This is a genomic window from Burkholderia sp. LAS2 (assembly GCF_018417615.1).
GTDB lineage: Bacteria > Pseudomonadota > Gammaproteobacteria > Burkholderiales > Burkholderiaceae > Burkholderia > Burkholderia sola.
In genome coordinates, this window is record NZ_CP071052.1 from 217,665 (window position 1) to 237,940 (window position 20,276).

General features: G+C 70.6%; 19 protein-coding genes. 10 read left to right on the top strand and 9 right to left on the bottom strand.

Annotation, left to right across the window (positions count from 1 at the left end; genetic code table 11):
• The first annotated feature begins 167 nt into the window (after nt 1-167).
• Nucleotides 168-1,061, top strand: coding sequence for a 4-hydroxy-tetrahydrodipicolinate synthase (gene dapA / locus JYG37_RS01005; protein WP_050014327.1), 894 nt, complete (start codon nt 168-170; stop codon nt 1,059-1,061).
• 3 nt (nt 1,062-1,064) lie between these two features.
• Here dapA and JYG37_RS01010 read toward each other — a convergent pair whose 3' ends face one another.
• Nucleotides 1,065-2,108 (bottom strand): LysR substrate-binding domain-containing protein, encoded by a 1,044-nt coding sequence (locus JYG37_RS01010; protein ID WP_213345803.1) that lies wholly within the window; start codon nt 2,106-2,108, stop codon nt 1,065-1,067.
• 105 nt (nt 2,109-2,213) lie between these two features.
• On the opposite strand from JYG37_RS01010, the gene JYG37_RS01015 reads away from it, so the two are divergent.
• Entirely contained in the window at nt 2,214-3,494 is a 1,281-nt protein-coding gene (locus JYG37_RS01015; protein WP_213345804.1) for an MFS transporter, read from the top strand.
• A 55-nt stretch (nt 3,495-3,549) separates the two neighbouring features.
• Here the strand turns inward: JYG37_RS01015 and JYG37_RS01020 are convergent, their stop codons facing one another.
• Together JYG37_RS01020 and JYG37_RS01025 are read right to left on the bottom strand one after the other, a co-directional pair.
• A complete protein-coding gene (locus JYG37_RS01020) occupies nt 3,550-5,751 on the bottom strand; it encodes a TonB-dependent receptor (RefSeq protein WP_213345805.1) in 2,202 nt (733 codons plus the stop codon).
• Nucleotides 5,752-5,893: 142 nt separating this feature from the next.
• Nucleotides 5,894-6,532 carry a glutathione S-transferase family protein gene (locus JYG37_RS01025; protein ID WP_124557506.1) on the bottom strand — a complete coding sequence of 213 codons (639 nt, stop codon included), beginning with the start codon at nt 6,530-6,532 and terminating at the stop codon, nt 5,894-5,896.
• A 111-nt stretch (nt 6,533-6,643) separates the two neighbouring features.
• Here JYG37_RS01025 and JYG37_RS01030 point away from each other — a divergent pair, with 111 nt between their 5' ends.
• Nucleotides 6,644-7,564: a LysR substrate-binding domain-containing protein gene (locus JYG37_RS01030; protein WP_213345806.1), complete on the top strand. Its 921-nt coding sequence runs from the start codon at nt 6,644-6,646 to the stop codon at nt 7,562-7,564.
• Between the two features lie 15 nt (nt 7,565-7,579).
• Here JYG37_RS01030 and JYG37_RS01035 read toward each other — a convergent pair whose 3' ends face one another.
• From JYG37_RS01035 to JYG37_RS01045, 3 genes are read right to left on the bottom strand one after another with little or no spacing between them, the layout of a single operon-like run.
• The gene (locus JYG37_RS01035; protein WP_213345807.1) at nt 7,580-9,805 is read right to left on the bottom strand and encodes a xanthine dehydrogenase family protein molybdopterin-binding subunit; all 2,226 of its coding nucleotides are present in this window, start codon (nt 9,803-9,805) and stop codon (nt 7,580-7,582) included.
• Nucleotides 9,802-10,803, bottom strand: coding sequence for an FAD binding domain-containing protein (locus JYG37_RS01040; protein WP_209926721.1), 1,002 nt, complete (start codon nt 10,801-10,803; stop codon nt 9,802-9,804). Before JYG37_RS01040 ends, JYG37_RS01035 begins: the two co-directional genes overlap by 4 nt.
• Nucleotides 10,804-10,820: 17 nt before the next feature.
• Entirely contained in the window at nt 10,821-11,576 is a 756-nt protein-coding gene (locus JYG37_RS01045; protein WP_213345808.1) for a (2Fe-2S)-binding protein, read from the bottom strand.
• A 559-nt stretch (nt 11,577-12,135) separates the two neighbouring features.
• Here JYG37_RS01045 and JYG37_RS01050 point away from each other — a divergent pair.
• Nucleotides 12,136-12,420, top strand: coding sequence for a hypothetical protein (locus JYG37_RS01050; protein WP_213345809.1), 285 nt, complete (start codon nt 12,136-12,138; stop codon nt 12,418-12,420).
• 267 nt (nt 12,421-12,687) lie between these two features.
• Here the strand turns inward: JYG37_RS01050 and JYG37_RS01055 are convergent, their stop codons facing one another.
• Nucleotides 12,688-13,311, bottom strand: coding sequence for an RBBP9/YdeN family alpha/beta hydrolase (locus JYG37_RS01055; RefSeq protein ID WP_050014317.1), 624 nt, complete (start codon nt 13,309-13,311; stop codon nt 12,688-12,690).
• 356 nt (nt 13,312-13,667) lie between these two features.
• On the opposite strand from JYG37_RS01055, the gene JYG37_RS01060 reads away from it, so the two are divergent.
• From JYG37_RS01060 to JYG37_RS01075, 4 genes are read left to right on the top strand one after another with little or no spacing between them, the layout of a single operon-like run.
• The gene (locus JYG37_RS01060; RefSeq protein WP_213345810.1) at nt 13,668-14,609 is read left to right on the top strand and encodes a 2-hydroxyacid dehydrogenase; all 942 of its coding nucleotides are present in this window, start codon (nt 13,668-13,670) and stop codon (nt 14,607-14,609) included.
• A 30-nt stretch (nt 14,610-14,639) separates the two neighbouring features.
• Complete coding sequence (locus tag JYG37_RS01065) at nt 14,640-15,572, top strand: hydroxymethylglutaryl-CoA lyase (RefSeq protein ID WP_213345811.1); 933 nt, start codon at nt 14,640-14,642, stop codon at nt 15,570-15,572.
• Between the two features lie 26 nt (nt 15,573-15,598).
• Nucleotides 15,599-16,105 carry a YbaK/EbsC family protein gene (locus tag JYG37_RS01070; RefSeq protein WP_089488878.1) on the top strand — a complete coding sequence of 169 codons (507 nt, stop codon included), beginning with the start codon at nt 15,599-15,601 and terminating at the stop codon, nt 16,103-16,105.
• On the top strand, nt 16,102-16,308 hold the full coding sequence (locus JYG37_RS01075) for a DUF1289 domain-containing protein (protein WP_006477621.1): 207 nt from the start codon (nt 16,102-16,104) through the stop codon (nt 16,306-16,308). The genes JYG37_RS01070 and JYG37_RS01075 overlap by 4 nt, the downstream gene beginning before the upstream one ends.
• A gap of 254 nt (nt 16,309-16,562) precedes the next feature.
• On the opposite strand, the gene JYG37_RS01080 is transcribed toward JYG37_RS01075, so the two are convergent.
• A complete protein-coding gene (locus tag JYG37_RS01080) occupies nt 16,563-17,465 on the bottom strand; it encodes a DMT family transporter (protein WP_069620148.1) in 903 nt (300 codons plus the stop codon).
• Between the two features lie 112 nt (nt 17,466-17,577).
• Here JYG37_RS01080 and JYG37_RS01085 point away from each other — a divergent pair, with 112 nt between their 5' ends.
• Nucleotides 17,578-18,069, top strand: coding sequence for an Lrp/AsnC family transcriptional regulator (locus tag JYG37_RS01085; RefSeq protein WP_050014344.1), 492 nt, complete (start codon nt 17,578-17,580; stop codon nt 18,067-18,069).
• Between the two features lie 49 nt (nt 18,070-18,118).
• Here JYG37_RS01085 and JYG37_RS01090 read toward each other — a convergent pair whose 3' ends face one another.
• The gene (locus JYG37_RS01090) at nt 18,119-19,015 is read right to left on the bottom strand and encodes an alpha/beta fold hydrolase (protein WP_050014311.1); all 897 of its coding nucleotides are present in this window, start codon (nt 19,013-19,015) and stop codon (nt 18,119-18,121) included.
• Between the two features lie 239 nt (nt 19,016-19,254).
• Here JYG37_RS01090 and JYG37_RS01095 point away from each other — a divergent pair, with 239 nt between their 5' ends.
• Nucleotides 19,255-20,214 carry an NAD(P)H-dependent flavin oxidoreductase gene (locus JYG37_RS01095; protein WP_213345812.1) on the top strand — a complete coding sequence of 320 codons (960 nt, stop codon included), beginning with the start codon at nt 19,255-19,257 and terminating at the stop codon, nt 20,212-20,214.
• Nucleotides 20,215-20,276: the final 62 nt, after the last annotated feature.

The following is a 20,276-nucleotide window of genomic DNA, read 5'->3' on the forward strand; positions in this document are numbered from 1 at the left end:
GAAACTGAAAAAACGACTCCTCGACTGACGGGGACGTCGCGTCCCGTCAGGCGAATGCCGGACGGGATGCCCGCAGGTCGTTTCTTTCTCCTTGCTCGCACGCCTCGCTCCGGCACTCCGCCGGCGGAACGGTTCCTTCCCACTCCGTTTCCACCATGAGGCTTTGCATGAACACACGTTTCGAAGGTATCTGGCTGCCGATCATCACGCCGTTCCACCACGGCGAAGTCGACCATGCCGCGCTCGCGCGACTCGCGCGCCACTATGCGGCCGCAGGCATCGCGGGCTTCGTCGCGGGTGCGACGACCGGTGAAGGCGTGCTGCTCGACGCGCGCGAACAGGACGCGGTGTTCGCGACGCTGCGCGACGCGGCGCCCGGGCTGCCGATCGTCGTCGGGCTGACCGCGAGCGCAACGCATTTCGCGGCCGCCCGCGCGCGCGAACTCGCGGCGTTGCGGCCCGACGGGCTGCTCGTCACGCCGCCCGTCTACGTGCGGCCGACGCAGGACGGCATCCGCCGCCATGTCGAAGCGATCGTCGACGCGGCCGACCTGCCGGTGCTCGTCTACAACATCCCGTACCGCACCGGCGTGAACGTCGAACTGGACACGCTGCAGGCGCTCGCCCGCGATCCGCGCGTCGCGGGCATCAAGGAATGCGGCGGCACGCTCGACCGGATGAGCCGGCTGGTACACGACACGCCGCTCGCGATCCTGTCCGGCGACGACAACCAGAACTTCGCGGCGATGTGCGCGGGCGCGCACGGCGCGATCGCGAGCAGCGCGCACGTGCTGCCCGAATGGCATGTGCGGATTCACGCGTGGCTGCGCGACGGGCGGCTCGCCGACGCGCGGCGCCTGTCGGTCGCGCTGCAGCCGCTCGTCGCGGCGCTGTTCGCGGAACCGAACCCGGCGCCGGTGAAGGCCGTGCTCGCCGCGCAAGGATGGTGCGAGGACGGGTTGCGGCTGCCGTTCGTGCCGGCGAGCGACGCGTTGCGGGCGCGGTTGGAGAAGCTCTGTGCGGGGCTCGAGGCGATCGAGCCGGACGCCGCCGCGGCATAGGAATCACGCGGCAAGCGCCTGCTCCGTCGCTCCCCGCACCGCCTGCGTCACGATCCGCGCGAGCCGCTCGACCGTCGGCGTCGCCGACGACGTGCGTCGCAGCAGGATCAGCGGCAGGCTCGGCAGCGCCGGCAGCCCGCACGACGCGGCATCCAGCACGCGCACCGACGCGGGCAGCCCGTAATGCGAGCGCACCGTCAGCCCGAGGCCGGCCGCCGCGGCCGCCCATAGCCCGGCCAGGCTCGGCGTCGTGAACGCGACGCGCCACGGCACGCCGGTGCGGTCGAGCGCATCGGTCGCCGCGCCGAAGAACCGGCACGGCCGGTCGAACACGACGAGCGGCAACGGCTCGTCCGTCCCCCGCACCGCACGACCGCCCGCTTCGCCGACACCGCCCTCCCCACCCGCATCCCCGCCGCCATCCGGCATCCCGACACCCCCGCCCGCCACCGCGCCGATCCATTGCATCGGCACGTGCGCGATCGCTTCGCCGTCGATCCCCGCCCGCGACACGAGCGCCGCCGACGCCGGATCGCCCCACACGAGCGCCAGATCGAGCTGGTTCGCATCGAGCCGGTCGAGCAGGTCGGCATTGCGCGCCACGCGCGCCTCGATCTTCACCTTCGGATGCGCGCGCGCGAACCGCCCGAGCACGTCCGGCAGGATCGCCTCGCCGAAATCCTCCTGCAGCCCCACCCGTACCCAGCCGTCGAGCTTCACGCCGCGCACGGCCGCGGCCGCCTCGTCGTTCAGCTCGATCATCCGCTGCGCGTAGCGCAGCATCGCGTCGCCGGCGTCGGTCAGCGCGAGCCCGCGCCCGGCTTTCACGAACAGCGGCGTGCCGGCCTGCTCCTCGAGCTTGCGGATCTGCGCACTCACCGCCGACGACGAGCGCGCGACGCGGTCGGCCGCCTTCGCGAAACTGCCGAGATCCACGCCCGCGACGAGGCTGCGCAACGCCGCGACGTCGAAGTTGGGCCGCGCCAGCGCCGCGTCGGCGCCCGCGAGCGGCTCGCCGCCGTCGCGCGCAATGTCGTGTTCGGGCATCTCAATCATCCTGATTTATCGAACGATTCATCAAAAACTTTCCGATTTTCAGGACAAATGTAGGCCGCCAGACTGTGGACGTCAACTTCGAATCGGGCCTCCGTCATGGATACCTCGTGCATCGCTTCCCCCTCTTCGATTGCCCGCGACGTGCGCGGGCCGGCCCATCGCTGGCGCGTGCTGGGCGCCGGCGTCGCCGCGAACCTGAGCTTTTCGGCTGCCGCGGCCGGCATTCCGACCACGGCCGTCTGGATGCGCTCGGCCTACCACCTCGACAACGGCGCACTCGGCCTCGTGCTTGGCGCGCTCGGCTTCGGCGTCGCGCTGTCCGAGCTGCCGTGGGGCATCGCCGCCGACCGCTTCGGCGACCGCCGCGTGCTGCTGACCGGGCTCGTCGCGACGGCCGCGATGCTCGCGCTGATGATGTGCACGATCGCCCCGACCGCGCACGCGGTGCCGCCGCTGATGCGGGTCGTCGCGGCCATGGGCTGCGTCGGGCTGCTCGGCGGCAGCGTGAACGGGTCGAGCGGGCGCGCGGTGATGCGCTGGTTCGGCGAGCGCGAACGCGGGCTCGCGATGAGTATCCGCCAGACGGCCGTGCCGCTCGGCGGCGGCCTCGGTGCGGCGCTGCTGCCGTCGCTCGCGTCGCATGCCGGCTTCGCCGCGGTGTTCGGTGCGCTGATGCTGCTGTGCGCGGGATCGGCGGCGCTCACCTGGCGCTGGCTGCACGAGCCGCCCGCCGCGCCAGCCCCGGCGCACGTCGCCACGTCCCTAGCCACGCCGCTCGCCGTGCCACAGCCGCAGCCCGCCGGCCACGCGCGCAACCCGCTCGCGAGCGGCCCGGTGTGGCGCATCGTGCTCGGCATCGGCCTGCTGTGCGCGCCGCAGTTCGCGGTGCTCACGTTCGCGACGGTGTTCTTGCACGACTTCGGCCGGCTCGGCCTCGCCGGTATCAGCACGGCGATGGTCGCACTGCAGCTCGGCGCGATGGTGATGCGCGTCTGGAGCGGCCGCCATACCGACCGGCACGGCAACCGGCGCGCGTACCTGCGCGGTTCCGTGTTCGTCGCGGCCGGGTCGTTCACGTTGCTCGCGGCCGCGACGGCCGGCAGCCCGCATGTGCCGCTCGCCGCGATCGTCGCGATTCTCGTGTTCGCCGGCGTGTGCGTGTCGGCATGGCACGGCGTCGCGTACACCGAGCTCGCGACGCTCGCGGGTGCGAACCACGCGGGCACCGCGCTCGGGATGGCCAACACGGTCGTCTACCTCGGCCTGTTCGCGACACCGCTCGCGATTCCGCCGCTGCTCGCCGCGACTTCTTGGAGCGTGGTGTGGCTCGCCGCGGCGTTGATCGCCGCCGCGACCTACCCGCTGTTCGCGCGCTGACGGGCGCGCGCGGCGGCCGACGGCGTCGAGCGGCGGCCGCCGTCGCGCGGTGCGGTCAGAACTTGTACACGGCCGACAGCATCGCCGAACGGCCGTCGCCGAACTCGACCGCCGATGACCGCGATTCGCTGCCCGACACCTGCCGCACGCGTTCGACGTACGCGCGATCGAACAGATTGTCGACGTTCAGCTGGATGCGCAGCCGGCGGCTCACGTCGTAGCTCGCCATCAGGTTGTGCACCCAGTACGCGCCGAGCTTGCCGTCGCCCTGCGACGTCACGTTGCGCCGACCGACGAAGTGCGAACCGTAGCCGAGCGTCCAGCCCGCCGGCAACCGATAGGTCGTCCACACGTTGAACGCGTGCCGCGGCGTGTTGCCGAGCGCCTGCCCGTCGCGCCGCGGCGACGACGGCGAGCTGAGCGTCACGCTCGCGAGGTACGTGTAGTTCGCGAACACGTCCCAGTGCGGCGTCACCTTGCCGGCGGCGCCGAGCTCGACGCCGCGCACGCGTTGCCGGCCCACGAGCGCATAGCTGCCGTCGGCCATTCGTTCGCGCGCGTTCTTCTTTTCGGTCTGGAACAGCGCGCCGTTCAGCGCGATGCCCGCGAGCCCCTCCCATTTCGCACCGAGTTCGAAGCTCTCGTTTTTCTCGGGCGCGAGCGCGCCGGTCGCCGCGCTCACGCCGGAGCCGGTGGTCACGAGGAATTCGGCGGACGGGTTGAACGACGTCCCGTACGCGAAATACGCGCGACCGTTGTCGGTCGGCTTGAACACGAGCCCCGCGCGCGTGCTCAGATGCCGATCGGCCGTATCCGCGCGCTCGGAGGGCTTGCCGGCCGCGGTGCCTTCCGACCGGCCGTCGATCCAGTCGTGCCGCAGCCCGACGTCGATGTCCCAGTAGCGGCCCACCGAGATCGTGTCGAACGCGTACAGCGCCTTCACGACCAGCGCTGTGTCGTTGCGCGCGCTGTCCTGGCGCTGCGCCGGGCCGCGCCACACGCCGGGCGGCGCGGCGAGCGCGAAGCCGTCGGCCGGGTAGAAGCGGTTGAGCCCGTACGAATAGGTCGTGCGGCCGTACGTCTCGCGCGAGATCTCGAAGCCCGTGACCAGCGTATGCCCGATGCCGAACGTCGAGAACGCGCTGGTGACGTTCGTCTGGTTCGCCCACATCGCGGTCGACGCATCGCGGCCATAGCCCTGCGGCCCGGCCGGCTTGTAGCGCCCCGGCGGCAGGCCCTGCAGGTTCACGTGCGACGCCGAAATCACCGTGTCGCGATTCAGGTGCGCATAGCGGCTCAGGTTCTGCACCTTCAGGCCGGACGACACGTCGTGTTCGGCCTTCACGGTGAACGTATCCGACGTGATGCGTTCGCGGTCGAGATTGCGCCAGCCGAAATAGCGGTCGCGCGACACGCCGGCCAGCACCTGGCCGTTGTGCGCCGGCAGCCCGTAGTCGGGCAGGTTGTTGTCGTACTGGTGGAAATAGCCGAGCGTGACGCGGGTCGGCGTGCCGAGACCGAACGCGAGCGACGGCGCGATGCCCCAGCGCCGCTTGCGGATGTCGTCGCGGCCGGGCACGTCGTTGACGTGCGCCATCGCATTCAGGCGGAACGCCGCGCGGCCGTCGGTGCCGGCCAGCGGCCGGTTCGCATCGAGCGTCACGCGGCGGTAGTCCGACGTGCCGAGCATCGTGCCGGCCTCGGTGAACGCGCCGGCCTTCGGTGTCTTGCTGACCAGGTTCACCGAGCCGCCCGTCGTGCCCGCGCCGCCGAACACCGAATTCGGCCCCTTGATCACCTCGACCGCCTCGACGTTGAACAGGTCGCTGCGATTGTTCTGCGCGCTGTCGCGCAGCCCGTCGAGCTGCAGGTTCGCGTTCGCGCCGAAACCACGGATATTGAACATATCGCCCGACCCGCCGCCGCCCTCGCCGGCGTTGAACGTGATGCCCGCGACGTTCGACAGCGCCTCGCGCAAGCTCAGCACCTGCTGTTCGTCGAGCACCGCGCGCGGGACGACGGTGATCGTCTGCGGCACGTCGAGCAGCGGCGTCGCATATTTGGCGGAACCCGACCGGTCGACGCGCGACCCGGCGTCGCGCGCGCCGTGCACGACGATCGGGTCCAGATGCGGCGCGCGGCGCGGCTCGCCTTCCTCCGCGCAGGCCGGCGCGGCCGCACAGGTCATCATCGCGAACGCGACGGATGCGGTCGCGCGGCGCGGCGGCGTCGCGCTCGACTGGATACAACGGCTCATGTTCACTCCATTCCATTGATGAGAATGCTTCTCATTCAATAGAATTGAGTGCGACATGACAATTGGACACGTCCGAACTTCGCGGTCCGAACGAACCGCCGCACGGAACGGCCGCGCCGCCGGCTGCCCGCGCGCCGCCGTGTCAAACCGCCTCGCGCGCCAGCGCACGCCGCGCGGCCGGCCGTTCGGCCTCGCGCTGTGCATGCACGGTCCATGCGGGATGCCGCGTCATGTCGAGCCCGATCGCGACGCCCCAGCGATACAGCACGAGCAGGAACGGATCGACGATCGAATGCGCACCCGGCTCGGCCCACGTGCGGCCGTCGGCCAGCAGAGCTTCGATCGACGCGTTCGCGGCGTCGATCGTGCTGCGTCCGTGCGCGCTGACCGCGCCGTGCAGCGCCGGATCGTCGATGAAGCGACCGGGCCGCCACAGCGCGCCGTAGCCGACGCCGTGCACCCAGCCGACCAGCCAGGCGAGCCATTCGTGGCACCGCGCCTCGCGCAGCGGATCGCCGAGCGGCAGCAATTGCGCGTCTGGATAGCGGCGTGCGAGATACGTGAGGATCGCCGGCGTTTCGGTCAGCACGCGCGGCTCGCCCGGAATCGCGAGCACGGGTACGCGCGCCTTCGGGTTGATCGCGAGATAGCGCGCGTCGAGGTTCTGCCGCTCCTTCACCGAGACGATTTCGACGTCGAACGGCGCGCCGGTTTCCTCCAGCGCGATGTGGGCGGCGAGCGAGCAGGCGCCCGGCGAAAGATAGAGACGATAGGCGTTCATGGCGGCTTGGCGTGACGGGCTGTGGAAGACGGAACCGAGTGTAGGAACGCATGCCGATGCGCGACAAACGATGAATTGTCGTGCTCGGACATTAGTGTTACTAATACCCGCATGCGACGCATCCACCTCCCTCCGCTGCAGACGCTGCGCGCGTTCGAAGCCGCCGTGCGGCTGCAGAGCTTCACGCGCGCGGCCGACGAGCTCGCGCTCACGCAAGGCGCGGTCAGCCAGCACATCCGCGCGCTTGAGGCGCAGCTCGGCTATCCGCTGTTCACGCGCGAACGCAACGGCGCGACGCCGACGCATGCCGCGCACGCGCTCGCATTGCAGGTGCGCCAGGGCCTGAGCGTGCTCGAACGCGCGTTCGAACCCGCGCTGACGGTGCGCAGCCGCCCGCGCACCTGCGACGTGACGCTGAACGTGAGCGTGCTGCCGAGCGTCGCCGAGCGCTGGCTCGCGCCGCGCCTGCCGCGCTTCTCGGCGGCACACCCGCACATCGCGATCGTGCTGCATCCGAACGTCGCGCTCGCGCCGCTGCGCAAGCGCGACCGCATCGACGTCGCGCTGCGCTACGGGCCCGGCACGTGGCCCGGCGTCGTCGCCGAGAAGCTGATGAACGAGACGATCTTTCCGGTCGCGAGCCCCGCGTACCGCAATCGCGACGGCGTCGCCCCGCGCACGCCGGCCGACCTCGTGCGCGCGACGCTGCTGCGCCATCCCGCGCAGCCGTGGGAACCGTGGTTCCAGGCCGCGCGGCTCGACCTCACCGAATCTGCGCGCGCACCGCGCTTCACCGATGCGAACACGCTGATCGACGCCGCGCTGCAAGGCCGCGGCGTCGCCCTCGCGCGCCGCTCGCTGATCGAGCCCGAACTCGCGAACGGCGCGCTCGTGCGCGTGTCGACGGTGCGCATCGCCGACGTGTACGCGCACTACGTCGTGTGGCGCCCCGGCCATCCTCAGGAAGCGGCGATCCGCACGTGGCTCGACTGGCTGCGCGGCGAAGTGCGGCGCAGGACGCCGCGGCGCTGACGCCGACGGCGACGCTCACGCGCGCATCGGCATCGCCACCTTGTCGAGCGTGATCGGCAGATCGCGCACCCGCACGCCGGTCGCGTGATAGACCGCATTGGCGATCGCGGCCGGCACGCCGGTGATGCCGATCTCGCCGATGCCGCGAATGCCGAGCGGATTGAAATGCGTGTCGTTTTCGTCGACGAAACTCACGTCGAGCTCGCCGATGTCCGCGTTCACGGGCACGTGATATTCGGCGAGATTCGCGTTCGTGAAGCGGCCGTACCGCACGTCGAGATGCGAACCCTCCTCGAGCGCGGTGCCGAGCCCCCACACCATCCCGCCGATCAGCTGGCTGCGTGCCGTTTTCGCGTTGAGCAGGCGGCCGACGCTGTAGACGCCGACGATGCGCGGTACGCGAATCGTGCCGAGTTCGGCATCGACGCGCACTTCGGCAAACACCGCGCCGAACGAATGGGATGCATAACGCGACTTCTCGTCGCCCGGCTTCGTCGTCGCCTGCGCGTCGATCGGCCGGCCGCCCGCACGCGCGATCACCGCCGCGGCCGGATCGCGCCGCGACGGCTCGCCGCGATGCACGACCCAGCCGTTGTCGACCGTCACGTCATCGGCCGCGGCGCCGTGCAGCGGCGAACCCGGATCGGCGATCGCCAGCGCGATCAGCTTCGCGCGCGCCTGCAGCGCGGCCTCGCGCACGGCGGGCGCCACGCTCGCCGCCGACTGCGAGCCGCCCGATACCGGCGCGCGCGGCAGGCTCGAGTCGCCGAGCGCGAAGCGCACGTTCTGCGGCGCGAAACCGAGCGCGTCGGCCGCGACTTGCGTCATCACCGTATAGGTGCCGGTGCCGATGTCCTGCGTGCCCGACGCGACCTCGGCCGTGCCGTCCGGCAGGATGCGCGCCCGCGCCGACGCTTCGCTGCGGTTCGCCGGATACGTGGCGGCCGCCATCCCGAGGCCGATCAGCGTGTCGCCGTCGCGCAGCGTGCGCGGCGCGCCGGTGCGGCGCGACCAGCCGAAGCGCCGCGCGCCGACCTCGTAGCATTCGCGCAGCTTGTTGCTCGACCACGGCTTGCCGTCCTGCGGGTCGACCGCCGCGTAATTCGCGAGCCGCAGCGCGACCGGGTCCATGCCGAGTTGCCACGCGAGCTCGTCCATCGCCGATTCGAGCGCGAACGAGCCCGACGCCTCGCCGGGCGCGCGCATGAACGTCGGCGTGCCGACGTTCAGCGGCACGATCCGGTGCGTGGTCGCGTGGTTCGGCACCGCGTACATGATCCGCGACGGCATCCCGCACATTTCCATCCAGTCCTCGAACGTCGACGTGGTGGCGATCGTGTCGTGGCGCATCGCCGTCAACGTGCCGTCCTGGCGGGCGGCCAGCACGATGCGCTGTTCGGTGAACGGCCGCCCGCCGACCGAGCCGAACATCTGCGGCCGCGTCAATGCGAGGCGAACCGGGCGCCCGACCTGCTTCGCGGCCATCGCGCACAACGACACGTGCGACCACGACGAGCCCTTGCAGCCGAAGCCGCCGCCGAGAAACGGCGAAATCACGCGCACGTGTTCCGGTGCGATGCCGAACACGGCGGCCACCGCCGTGCTCGCGCCCGACACGCCCTGCGTCGCATCGTGCAGCGTGAGCGTCGGGCCGTCCCAGCGCGCCATCGTCGCGTGCGGCTCGATCGGGTTGTGGTGCTGCATCGGCGTCGTATAGGTCGCGTCGATGTGCACCGCGCCTTCGCGCAGGCCTGCATCGACGTCGCCGCGCTGCGTATCCATCGCGCGGCCCTGCTGCTTCGGCGGCATGCGCGCGCCGCGCTTCGCGTGCGCGAAATCCGCGACGGCATCGGTCGCGCGATAGCGCACCTGCACGGCATGGGCGGCGTCGGTCGCCTGCTCGAGCGTTTCGGCGACGACGACCGCGACGGGTTCGTTGCTGTAGCGCACCGTGTCGTCCTGCAGCAACGTGAGGCGGCGCCCGGCCGGCGGCGACAGCGGCGGCCGGCCGCCGTTGGGCAGCCGCATCGCGTTCTCGTGCGTGATCACGATCAGCACGCCCGGCATCGCGCGGGCGCGCGCCGCATCGATCGACTCGATCCTGCCGGATGTGATCGTGCTCGTGACGAGCACCGCGTGCGCGAGCCGCGTATCGGAGAATTCGGCCGCGTAGTGCGCGCCGCCCGTCACCTTCAGTACACCGTCGACACGGTCGAGAGGCTGTCCCGTCATCGTGTTCATGCGGCACCTCCCGTCATGGCGGCTGCCGTTTCGACCGCACGGACGATCGCCCGCTGCGCGAGCGCGACCTTGAAGCCATTGCCGTCGAGCGGACGCGCATCGCGCAATGCCAGCGCGGCCGTCTCGCGCAGCGTCGCATCGGTCGGCGTGCGGCCAACGAGATGCGCTTCCGCTTCGGTTGCACGCAACGGCTTGTGCGCGACGCCGCCGAGCGCGATTCGCGCGTCGGCGACGCGCGGGCCGTCCATCCGCAGGGCGGCCGCGACCGACACCAGCGCGAACGCGTAGCTCGCGCGATCGCGCACCTTCAGATAGTGCGCATGGTCGGCAAAGCGCGGCGGCGGCAAGTCCACCGCGGTGATCAGCTCGCCCGGTTCGAGCGTCGTGTCGAGATCGGGACGATCGCCCGGCAAGCGGTGAAACGACGCGATCGGAATCTGCCGTGCACCGCGCGGGCCGCTCACCTGCACGACCGCATCGAGCGCGGCGAGCGCGACGCTCATGTCCGACGGGTTCACCGCCACGCACTGCGGGCTCGCACCGAGGATCGCGTGCATCCGGTTGTGGCCGCCGATCGCCGCGCAGCCGCTGCCCGGCTCGCGCTTGTTGCATTGCGCGAACGCGGGGTCGTAGAAATACGGGCAGCGCGTGCGCTGCATCAGGTTGCCGCCGACGGTCGCCATGTTGCGCAATTGCGCGGACGCGCCAGCGAGCAGCGCCTGCGACAGCAGCGGATAGTCGGCGCGCACGCGCGGATGATCGGCCGCATCGCTGTTGCGCACGAGCGCACCGATGCGCACGCCGCCGCCGGGCAGCGCATCGACCGTATCGAGGCCCGCGATCCGCGTGATGTCGATGAGCGTGACGGGCCGCGCGACGCCGCCCTTCATCAGGTCCAGCAGGTTCGTGCCGCCGCCGATGAAGGCCGCGCCGGGCCGCTGCGCCGCGCGCACGGCGCCGGCGACGTCGGTCGCGCGTTCGTAGGAGATTGCTTCCATTGCGGTGCCCTCCCCGCCTAGCCGTGCGCCGCATGCGCGGCGCGCACGGCGGCGACGATGTTCGGGTACGCGCCGCAGCGGCACAGGTTGCCGCTCATGCGCTCGCGGATCTCGTCGTCCGACAGCTGCGCGGGACGGCGCCGCACGTCATCCGTGGCGGCGCTCCCGGCCCCCGCCGCGAACTCGTCGAGCAGCGCGGTCGCCGAGCAGAGCTGGCCGGACGTGCAGTAGCCGCACTGGAACGCATCGCATTCGACGAACGCACGCTGCACCGGGCTCAACACGCCGCCGCGCGCCAGCCCTTCGACGGTCGTGATCCGCTCGCCCTCGTGCATCACCGCGAGCGACAGGCACGCGTTGATGCGCCGGCCGTCGACGAGCACCGTGCACGCGCCGCACTGCCCGCGATCGCAGCCCTTCTTCGTACCCGTGAGGCCCGCGTATTCGCGCAGTGCGTCGAGCAGCGTGACGCGCGGTTCGAGCTGCAGCGTGTATGCGCGCCCGTTGATGTCGAGATGCACGGGCCGCGCCGGCACCGTATCGCGGCGGGGCGCGGCCGGCGTGGACGCCGCGTGCGGCGACTGCGGATGAACGTGCGATGCGGCGCTGACGGTCGCGGCAGCCGCCGCGGATTGCAGGAAACGGCGCCGCGCGGCGCTGGACGGCGTATCGTGCGCCAATGGCAGCGGCGCTGAACGGCCGGGCCCGAGCGGCGACGGGGCAGCGTCGCGCGCCGGTTCGGCGGACGGGGAATCGGATCGATCGCTGGACATGGCTTCTGCTCGCTCCGTGGTTGATGGACGCGGGTGTGCGCCGCGTGCCCGGATGGCAGCGCGGTCGGCACGCGCATCGGCAACGAGCAATTCGGGTGCCGCGAAACTGCGGGGGGCCGCATACAGGTGCAGCGCCGGCCATCGTGCGCGGCGCGCACCGGGCGGCAGACGGACCGAGTTGGCGGTGAGAACGCTTCCATGACGCCACGCTGGCGCGCGGCTGGCCGTTCGCTGACGAAGCGGCAATAACGCCCGATTTTTGGGCGCGGCCGGCCGCGCATCGGTCGCAAGTTGCCGATCGCGTTTGCGATGCCGCGCATGGCGCCCGCGTCGCCGTGGCCGGGTCGCGGCGTGGCGTGGCGCGCCGTGTAAATGCGCGCAGCATCCGCCTCTGCTGGAAAATTCCGCCATGCGTGCCGGTGGATCGCCGCGACGGCATTCGGTCAGCCGGACGAAACCATTTCGCGATCGCGCCGGAATCGCAAACGATTCACCGAAACGTCGCATCGCGGCCGCATACTCGAAAACGTTTCCCGATCAGCCTGCCAGGAGAGAAGTCATGCGTCGCGTTTCCGTCGCCGTCGTTCTGTGTACCGCCGTGTTCGTCGCCGCGTGCAGCGACGACGCACCGCACGACGCCCACGCGACCGACACCGTGCCGCAGGCCGGCGCATCGAGCGGCGCCGCGAGCGCGTTCAACAGCGACGCGACCGCGAATACCGCCGCATCCGAGGCCGCGCCGCTCGCGCCGCCCGTCGTGCATTACCCGCCCGATGACGACGACGATGCGACGCCCACTGGGAACGCAGCCGCTTCAAGCGCCGCCGCGTCGTCGCCGGGCTGATCCCGCTGCCACGCGATAGGAGTCGGTACTGTTCAGGCAGCGCAGTGGGCGCGCGCGTCGAGCCGCCACTGACATGACGTAACGGTCGGCGACGGCGCGAACGGCACGGTGTCGCGCCGCTTCGCGGGCCACGTCGGGTACGGCCGGCCGAGCGATTCGGACCCGGCCGCGGCCGTCAGGGCCACGAGGCCCGCCTGCGCATTGCAAGCGCGACGGCCCGCCCTACCGCGACAGCCACCGCGCGGCATGCGCCGCGCAACCGGCCCGTCAGACCGCGTGCGCGAGCGCGCGATCGACGAGCGCGGCCTCGAAGCCGTCGTCCGCGTCGCGAAAACGCAGCGGCGCCGCGCAATGCACCAGCGTGTCGATGAAGTATTTCGCGCGCGGCCACGGCCCGTAGCCGGCCGCCGTGTTGATGTGCCCGGCATCGCCGAGGTTCACGAACGCGCTACCCAGGCGCTGCGCGAGCGTGCGCGCATCGCCGAGCGGCATCCACGGATCGGTCTCGCTGCCGATCACGATCGACGGCACCGCGAGCCGGCGTGCGTCGAACGGCCCGGCAAACGTGAATTTCTTCGGGCTCGCCGGCGCGACGAACAGCACGCCCGCGACATCGCCGACGTGCGGCCACTGCGCGAGCGCATGCGCGGTCGCGAGGCAGCCGAAGCTGTGCGCGGCGAGCACGAACGGGCCGCGCTCGCGATCGAGCAGCGCGCGCACCGCTTGCGCCCACCCCGCGAGATCGGGCGCATCCCAGTCGTGCTGCTCGACCCGCAACGCGCGCGGGAACTGCCGCTCGAGCCAGGTCTGCCAGTGGGCGCCTTCGCTGCCGTGCAGGCCCGGGACGGTGACGAGCCGCGGCGGCCACGCCGATTTGCTGCATGCGCGCATGATTGCCCTCGCTTGCTTGAAGACGAGGTTCGATTGTGGCGTCGCGTACGCGGCGGCCGAACCAATATTTTGTGCTTTGCTTTTGCGCGGCGCGGTGACCGGCGGCGGCCCGGCGACTGCGCGACGGCGGCCCAAGCCAGCCGCATGGGCCGCATGGCCCGCACCGACGGCGCAATGTGCGGCGAAACCGTAGAATGTGGGCTTCCCGTCAGCGTCACACGGAACCGGTCCCCGCGCCGACGCGCCGGGCCGTTCGTCAGGAGTCGTCCAATGTCCGCTACGTCCGCCGGCGCGCCGCGCCCGGCTTCGCTCGCCGTTCCCGTGACGCGCCTCGCCGGCGCGCGCGCCGTCACGCAATGAAGATCCTGTTCCATTCACCGCATCAGGAAGCCGGCGCATGGCGCGACGAGATCGCGCGGGCGCTGCCGGAAGCCGAACTGCGCGCGTGGCAGCCGGGCGATACGGCCGCCGCCGACTACGCGCTCGTGTGGCGCGCACCGCGCGAGTTCTTCGCGCCGCGCGACGGCCTGCGCGCGATCTTCAACCTCGGCGCGGGCGTCGATGCGCTGCTCGCGCTCGACCGCGCGCATCCGGGCACGCTGCCCGCACACGTGCCGCTGGTGCGGCTCGAGGATTCGGGCATGGCGCGGCAGATGGTCGAATACGTGACGCACGCGGTGCTGCGCTACCTGCGCCGCTTCGACGAATACGACCTGCAACAGCGCGAACGCCGCTGGCAGCCGCTCGAACCGCATGCGCGCGCGAGCTTCACCGTCGCGGTCCTCGGCCTCGGCGTGCTCGGCGCCGAGGTCGCCCGCGCGCTCGCCGCGCTCGGCCTGCCGGTGCGCGGCTACAGCCGCAGTGCGAAGCAGCTCGACGGCATCGCGACCTTCGCCGGCGACGGCGCGTTCGACGCGTGCATCGACGGCGCGAAGGTGCTCGTCAACCTGCTGCCGAGCACGCGCGACACCGACGGCATCCTGTCGGCGCGCGCGTTCGCGCGGCTCGCGCGCGGCGCGTACGTCGTCAACGTCGCGCGCGGCGCGCATCTCGTCGAAGCCGACCTGCTCGACGCGCTCGCGAGCGGCCAGGTCGCCGCGGCCACGCTCGACGTGTTCCAGCACGAGCCGCTGCCTGACGACCATCCGTTCTGGCGCGCGCCGCGCATCACGATCACGCCGCACAGCTCGGCCGAGACGCTGCGCGCGGAAGCCGTCGAGCAGATCGCCGGCAAGATCCGCGCGTTCGAGCGCGGCGCGCCCGTCAGCGGGATCGTCGACTACGCACGCGGCTACTGAATTCCGCCCTACACGAAACCGGAGACAACCATGACGTTCCCCACCGCCGTCAAGATCGTCGAAGTCGGCCCGCGCGACGGCCTGCAGAACGAGAAGACCTTCGTGCCGACCGACGTGAAGATCGCACTCGTCGACCGGCTGTCGCGCGCCGGCTTCCGCAACGTCGAGGCCGCATCGTTCGTGTCGCCGAAATGGGTGCCGCAGATGGCCGACGGCGCCGACGTGATGGCCGGCATCGAGCGCCGCGCGGGCACCGTGTACTCGGTGCTCACGCCGAACCTGAAGGGTTTCGAGAACGCGGTCGCCGCGCGCGCCGACGAGGTCGTGATCTTCGGCGCGGCGAGCGAAGCGTTCTCGCAGCGGAACATCAACTGCAGCATCGCCGAGAGCATCGCGCGCTTCGAGCCCGTCGCGAAGGCCGCGAAGGACGCGGGCCTGCGACTGCGCGGCAGCGTGTCGTGCGCGCTCGGCTGCCCGTATCAAGGCGAGGTGCCGGTCGCGTCGGTCGTCGACGTCGTCGAACGCTTCGCCGCGCTCGGCTGCGACGAGATCGACATCGCCGACACGATCGGCGTCGGCACGCCGAAGCGCACGCGGGAGGTGCTCTCCGCGGTCACGCGCGTGTTCCCGCGTGAACGGCTGTCGGGCCATTTCCACGACACCTACGGCCAGGCGCTCGCGAACATCTACGCGGCGCTGTTCGAAGGGATCGAGATCTTCCACGCGTCGGTCGCGGGCCTCGGCGGCTGCCCGTACGCGAAGGGCGCGACCGGCAACGTCGCGACCGAGGACGTGCTGTACCTGATGCAAGGCCTCGGCATCGAGACCGGCATCGATCTCGCGCAGGTCGTCGCGGCCGGCGACTTCATCTCGAACGCGATCGGCCGCGCGAACGTGTCGCGCGCCGGTCGTGCACTGCTTGCCAGGGCGCAGGGCGCGGCCGACGCCGCGAACTGCGTCTGATCACGCCCTCCCACGGACGCCTCCCCATGACGACACCCGCTTCATTCGATTCCCTCCCCGATTCCGCGCGACGCGTCGCGCTGCTGCTGCGCGAGCGCGGCCATGCGAAAGGCATCGTGATGCTCGCCGAAACCGGCAAGACGTCGGCCGAGGCCGCGGCCGGGCTCGGCTGCTCGGTCGCGCAGATCGCGAAGTCGATCCTGTTTCGCCGGCAGGCCGACGGCGCGCCCGTGCTGGTCGTCGCGAGCGGCGTGAACCGCGTCGATGAAAAGAAGGTCGCCGCGCAGGTCGGCCCGGTCGGCCGCGCGGACGCGAAGTTCGTGCGCGACAACACCGGCTATGCGATCGGCGGCGTCTGCCCGATCGGCCATCTGGTCGAACCCGTCACGCTGATCGACGCCGACCTGCTCGCGCTCGACAGCCTGTGGGCCGCCGCCGGCCATCCGCACGCGGTGTTCAACCTGTCGCCGCACGAACTCGTGTCGCTGACGGGCGCGCCGGTCGCGGACGTCGCGTTGCGGGAGCCCGCATGAGCGACGTGACGATGCCGGTCGCCACGGTCGCGTCGCCGTGCACCGACGTCTGCCGGATCGATCCGCGCACCGACTGGTGCGCGGGCTGCCTGCGCACGCGCGGCGAGATCAAGGGATGGCGTGAGTCGGACGACGACGCGCGGCGCGCGCTGCTTGCGCGGCTCGACGCGCGGCGGCGGCTGATCGCGGGCAGCGAGACATAAAAAAAAGCCGTTCAGCCTCACGGGCGAACGGCATCGAGATCGGAATCCTGTGAACGTGATCAACGTCACAGCCCGCATCATACGAGCGACGCGACCGCATCGCATCGGGTGTTTCCCTACAACTTCTTACAGCGCTTTTCGCGCACGCGCACGGCGTCCGCGCGACGTCATTCCGCAGGCACGCTTCACTCGCGACACGCGCATTCGACGCGCCGCGGCGTGAGCGCGCCGCCGCGCCGAATCCTCTGACCGTTTCAGTTGCCGACCGCCGTGCGACGGGCCGGCACGATGCGCCAGCCGAGGTTCACGCCGGCCGCCGCGAGCAGGATCAAGAGCGCGCCGAATACCTGCGTCCACGCGAGCGTCTGCCCGAACGCGACGCGATCGACGGCGATCGCGACGACCGGATAGACGAACGACAGCGCGCCCGTCATCGCGGTCGGCAGCTTCTGGACCGCGCCGTACAGCAGCACGTACATCAGCCCCGTGTTGACGATGCCGAGCACGATCAGGTCGGCCCATTGCCCGGCCGTCGCCGGCAACGTGTCGAAGTGCGCGAACGGCGCGAGCAGCAGGATGCCGAGGCCGACCTGCAGCAGCGCGAGCAGATGCGGCGGCGTGCCCTTCAGGTGCTTCGTGATGATCGACGAGATCGCGTACAGGAACGCCGCGCCGAGCGACAGCGCGACCCCTTCCAGGTATTCGCCGGGCACCGCGAGCACGGCCGGTTCGACGCGCACCACGAACACGAGCCCGGCGAATGCGAGCGCGAGCCACGCGAGCGTCGACGCGGTGATCCGCTCGCGGAACACGATGGCGCCGAGCGCGACGAGCATGAACGGCTGCGTGTTGTAGACGGCGGTCGCCATCGAGATCGACGCGCGCGAATACGCGGCGAACAGCAGCAGCCAGTTCGCGACGATCGCGAGGCTGCCGAGCGTCGTGAGCACGAGCATCCGCGGCGAGAACAGCGAGCGGCGCAGGAAGCCGAACGCCGCGCAGACGATCGCGAGCGTCGCCGTGCCGAACACGCAGCGGAAGAACACGACATTGGTCAGCGGCTGCTGCGACGACATCACGAGCCAGCCGATCGTGCCGGACATCAGCATCGCGACGATCATCTCGGCGGCGCCGCGGCGAATTTCATTCGAGGCCATCAGGAACTCCGTTGAAGAGCTTGGATGAGTTCGATTCTAGAAACTTGCTTTCGCTGAAACCACGGCTAAACTGAAGCGAATCAGCCGATTGACCTTCGAAAGCAAAGCGATCATGCCGAAACGCCTTTCCCCGCCCGCCGTCGCGTCGCTCGACGCGACCGACCGTGCAATCGTCGCCGCGCTGGCCGACGACGCCCGCATCGCGACCAGCGAACTCGCGCGGCAGATCGGGCTGTCGGCGCCCGCGACGGCCGACCGCGTGCGCCGGCTGGAAGCGCAAGGCGTGATCGCCGCGTTCACCGTCGAGCTCGACCCGCGTGCGCTCGGCTACACGCTGCAGGCGATCGTCCGCGTGAAGCCGCTGCCGGGCCAACTGCATCTGGTCGAGGAATTGCTGCGGCGGATTCCCGAATTCGTCGAATGCGACAAGGTGACCGGCGACGACTGCTTCATCTGCCGGCTCTACCTGCGCACGATCGAGCACCTCGACGACATCCTGTCGAAGGTGACGGAGCGCGCGGAGACGAGCACCGCGATCGTGAAATCGACGCCCGTGCCGCGCCGCCTGCCGCCGCTCGTCGAGGACGACCACGCGCACCGCTGAGCCGCGGCGCGCACCATCGGGCCGCCGGCGGCGCGCGCCGCCCAGCCCGTCACGCGGCCGCGTCCCGCGCGTCGAAGAACGCGAGCAGTTCGTCGATCAGCGCGACGGGCGCCTCTTCCGGAATATAGTGCCCGCAGTCGAGCGCGCGGCCGCTGACGTCGCGCGCGACGCGACGCCACTCGTCGAGCGGATCGAAGCAGCGGCCGACGACGCCGTGCTCGCCCCACAGCACGCGCAGCGGGCACGCGATCTTGTTGCCGCGTTCGAGGTCCGCACGATCGTGCTCGAGATCGATCGTCGCCGATGCGCGATAGTCCTCGCACATCGCATGCACGGCGCCCGGCTGCGCGAGCGCCGCCCGGTACGCGTCGAGCGCCTCGGGCGCGAATGGCGCCAGCCCGGCCGACCGGTTGCCCATCACGCGCTCGACGTACGCATCGGTGTGCGCGCCGATCAGCGTCTCGGGCAGCGGCTCGGGCTGGATCAGGAAGAACCAGTGGAAATACGCGGTCGCGAACGCGCGATCGGTTTTCTCGTACATCGCGAGCGTCGGCGCGATGTCGAGCAGCATCATCCGCTCGACGGCCTCCGCGTGATCGAGCGCGAGCCGGTGCGCGACCCGCGCGCCGCGATCGTGCGCGCACACGTGGAACTGCGCGAAGCCGAAATGCCGCATCACGGCGACCTGGTCCGCCGCCATCGCGCGTTTCGAATACGGCGCGTGCCGCGCGTCGCTCGGCGGCCGGCCCGATGCGCCGTAGCCGCGCAGGTCGGTGGCGATCACCGTGAAGTGATTCGCGAGCGTCGCGGCGACGCGATGCCAGATCATGTGGGTCTGCGGATGGCCGTGCAGCAACAACAGCGGCGGACCCGCGCCTCCTTTGACACCGAAAATGTCGGTGTCCTGCACCGTCACGCGAAACGGTGCAAACGCCTCAAACGACATGGTTTGTTTCTCGTTGGTTTGTTATGGCGGCTATTTTATGAGCGCCGGCGCATCTTCACAGCGGCGTAAGCACGCGAAAGCGTAGAAAGAGAACACTCACTCGATTGCCGGCACACCGCGGAGTTTGTTAAGCTCGCGTAGAATCGCACGACCGTTCGTATTAATATGAACGAACGCGTTCCGCCGCTACACTCGAATCATCGTCCGACCGCAACGCCCCCGGAGACTGGAGACATCACATGGCATTGCCCACCGTCCTGCAAAACCTGACGCTGCCCGTCATCGCGTCGCCGATGTTCATCGTCAGCTACCCCGAACTCGTGCTAGCGCAATGCAAGGCGGGCATCGTCGGTTCGTTCCCCGCGCTCAATGCGCGTCCGGCCGAACGACTGGACGAGTGGCTCACGCAGATCCAGGCGGAACTCGCCGACCACAAGGCGAAACATCCCGATGCGGTGATCGGCCCGATCGCGGTCAACCAGATCGTCCACCAGTCGAACGCGCGGCTCGAGCACGACGTGCGCGTGTGCGTCGAGCACAAGGTGCCGATCTTCATCACGAGCCTGCGCGCGCCGGCGCGCGAGATCGTCGACGCGGTGCACGGCTACGGCGGCATCGTGCTGCACGACGTGATCAACCTGCGCCACGCGCAGAAGGCGCTCGAAGCGGGCGTCGACGGGCTGATCCTCGTCGCGGCCGGCGCCGGCGGCCACGCGGGCACGACGTCGCCGTTCGCGCTGGTCGGCGAAGTCCGCAAGATCTTCGACGGCCCGATCGTGCTGTCCGGCTCGATCGCGAACGGCGGCTCGATCCTCGCCGCGCAGGCGATGGGCGCGGACTTCGCGTACATGGGCACGCGTTTCATCGCGACGCAGGAAGCGCACGCGATCGACGACTACAAGCACGCGATCCTGAACGCGAAATCGTCGGACATCATCTACACGAACCTCTTCACGGGCGTGCACGGCAACTACATCCGCGAGAGCATCGAGAAGGCCGGCCTCGATCCGGACGCGCTGCCGGAATCGGACAAGACCAAGATGAATTTCGGCAGCGACAAGACGAAGGCGTGGAAGGACATCTGGGGCGCCGGCCAGGGCGTCGGCCTGATGGACGACCTGCCGAGCGTGGGTGCGCTCGTCGAGCGGCTCAAGCGCGAGTACGACGACGCGAAGGTGCGGCTCGGCATCCCGCGCTGACGGATGCGGCGGCCGTCGCGGCCGCCCTCGACGCGAGCGTCGTCGAGCCAAACGAAAAGCGC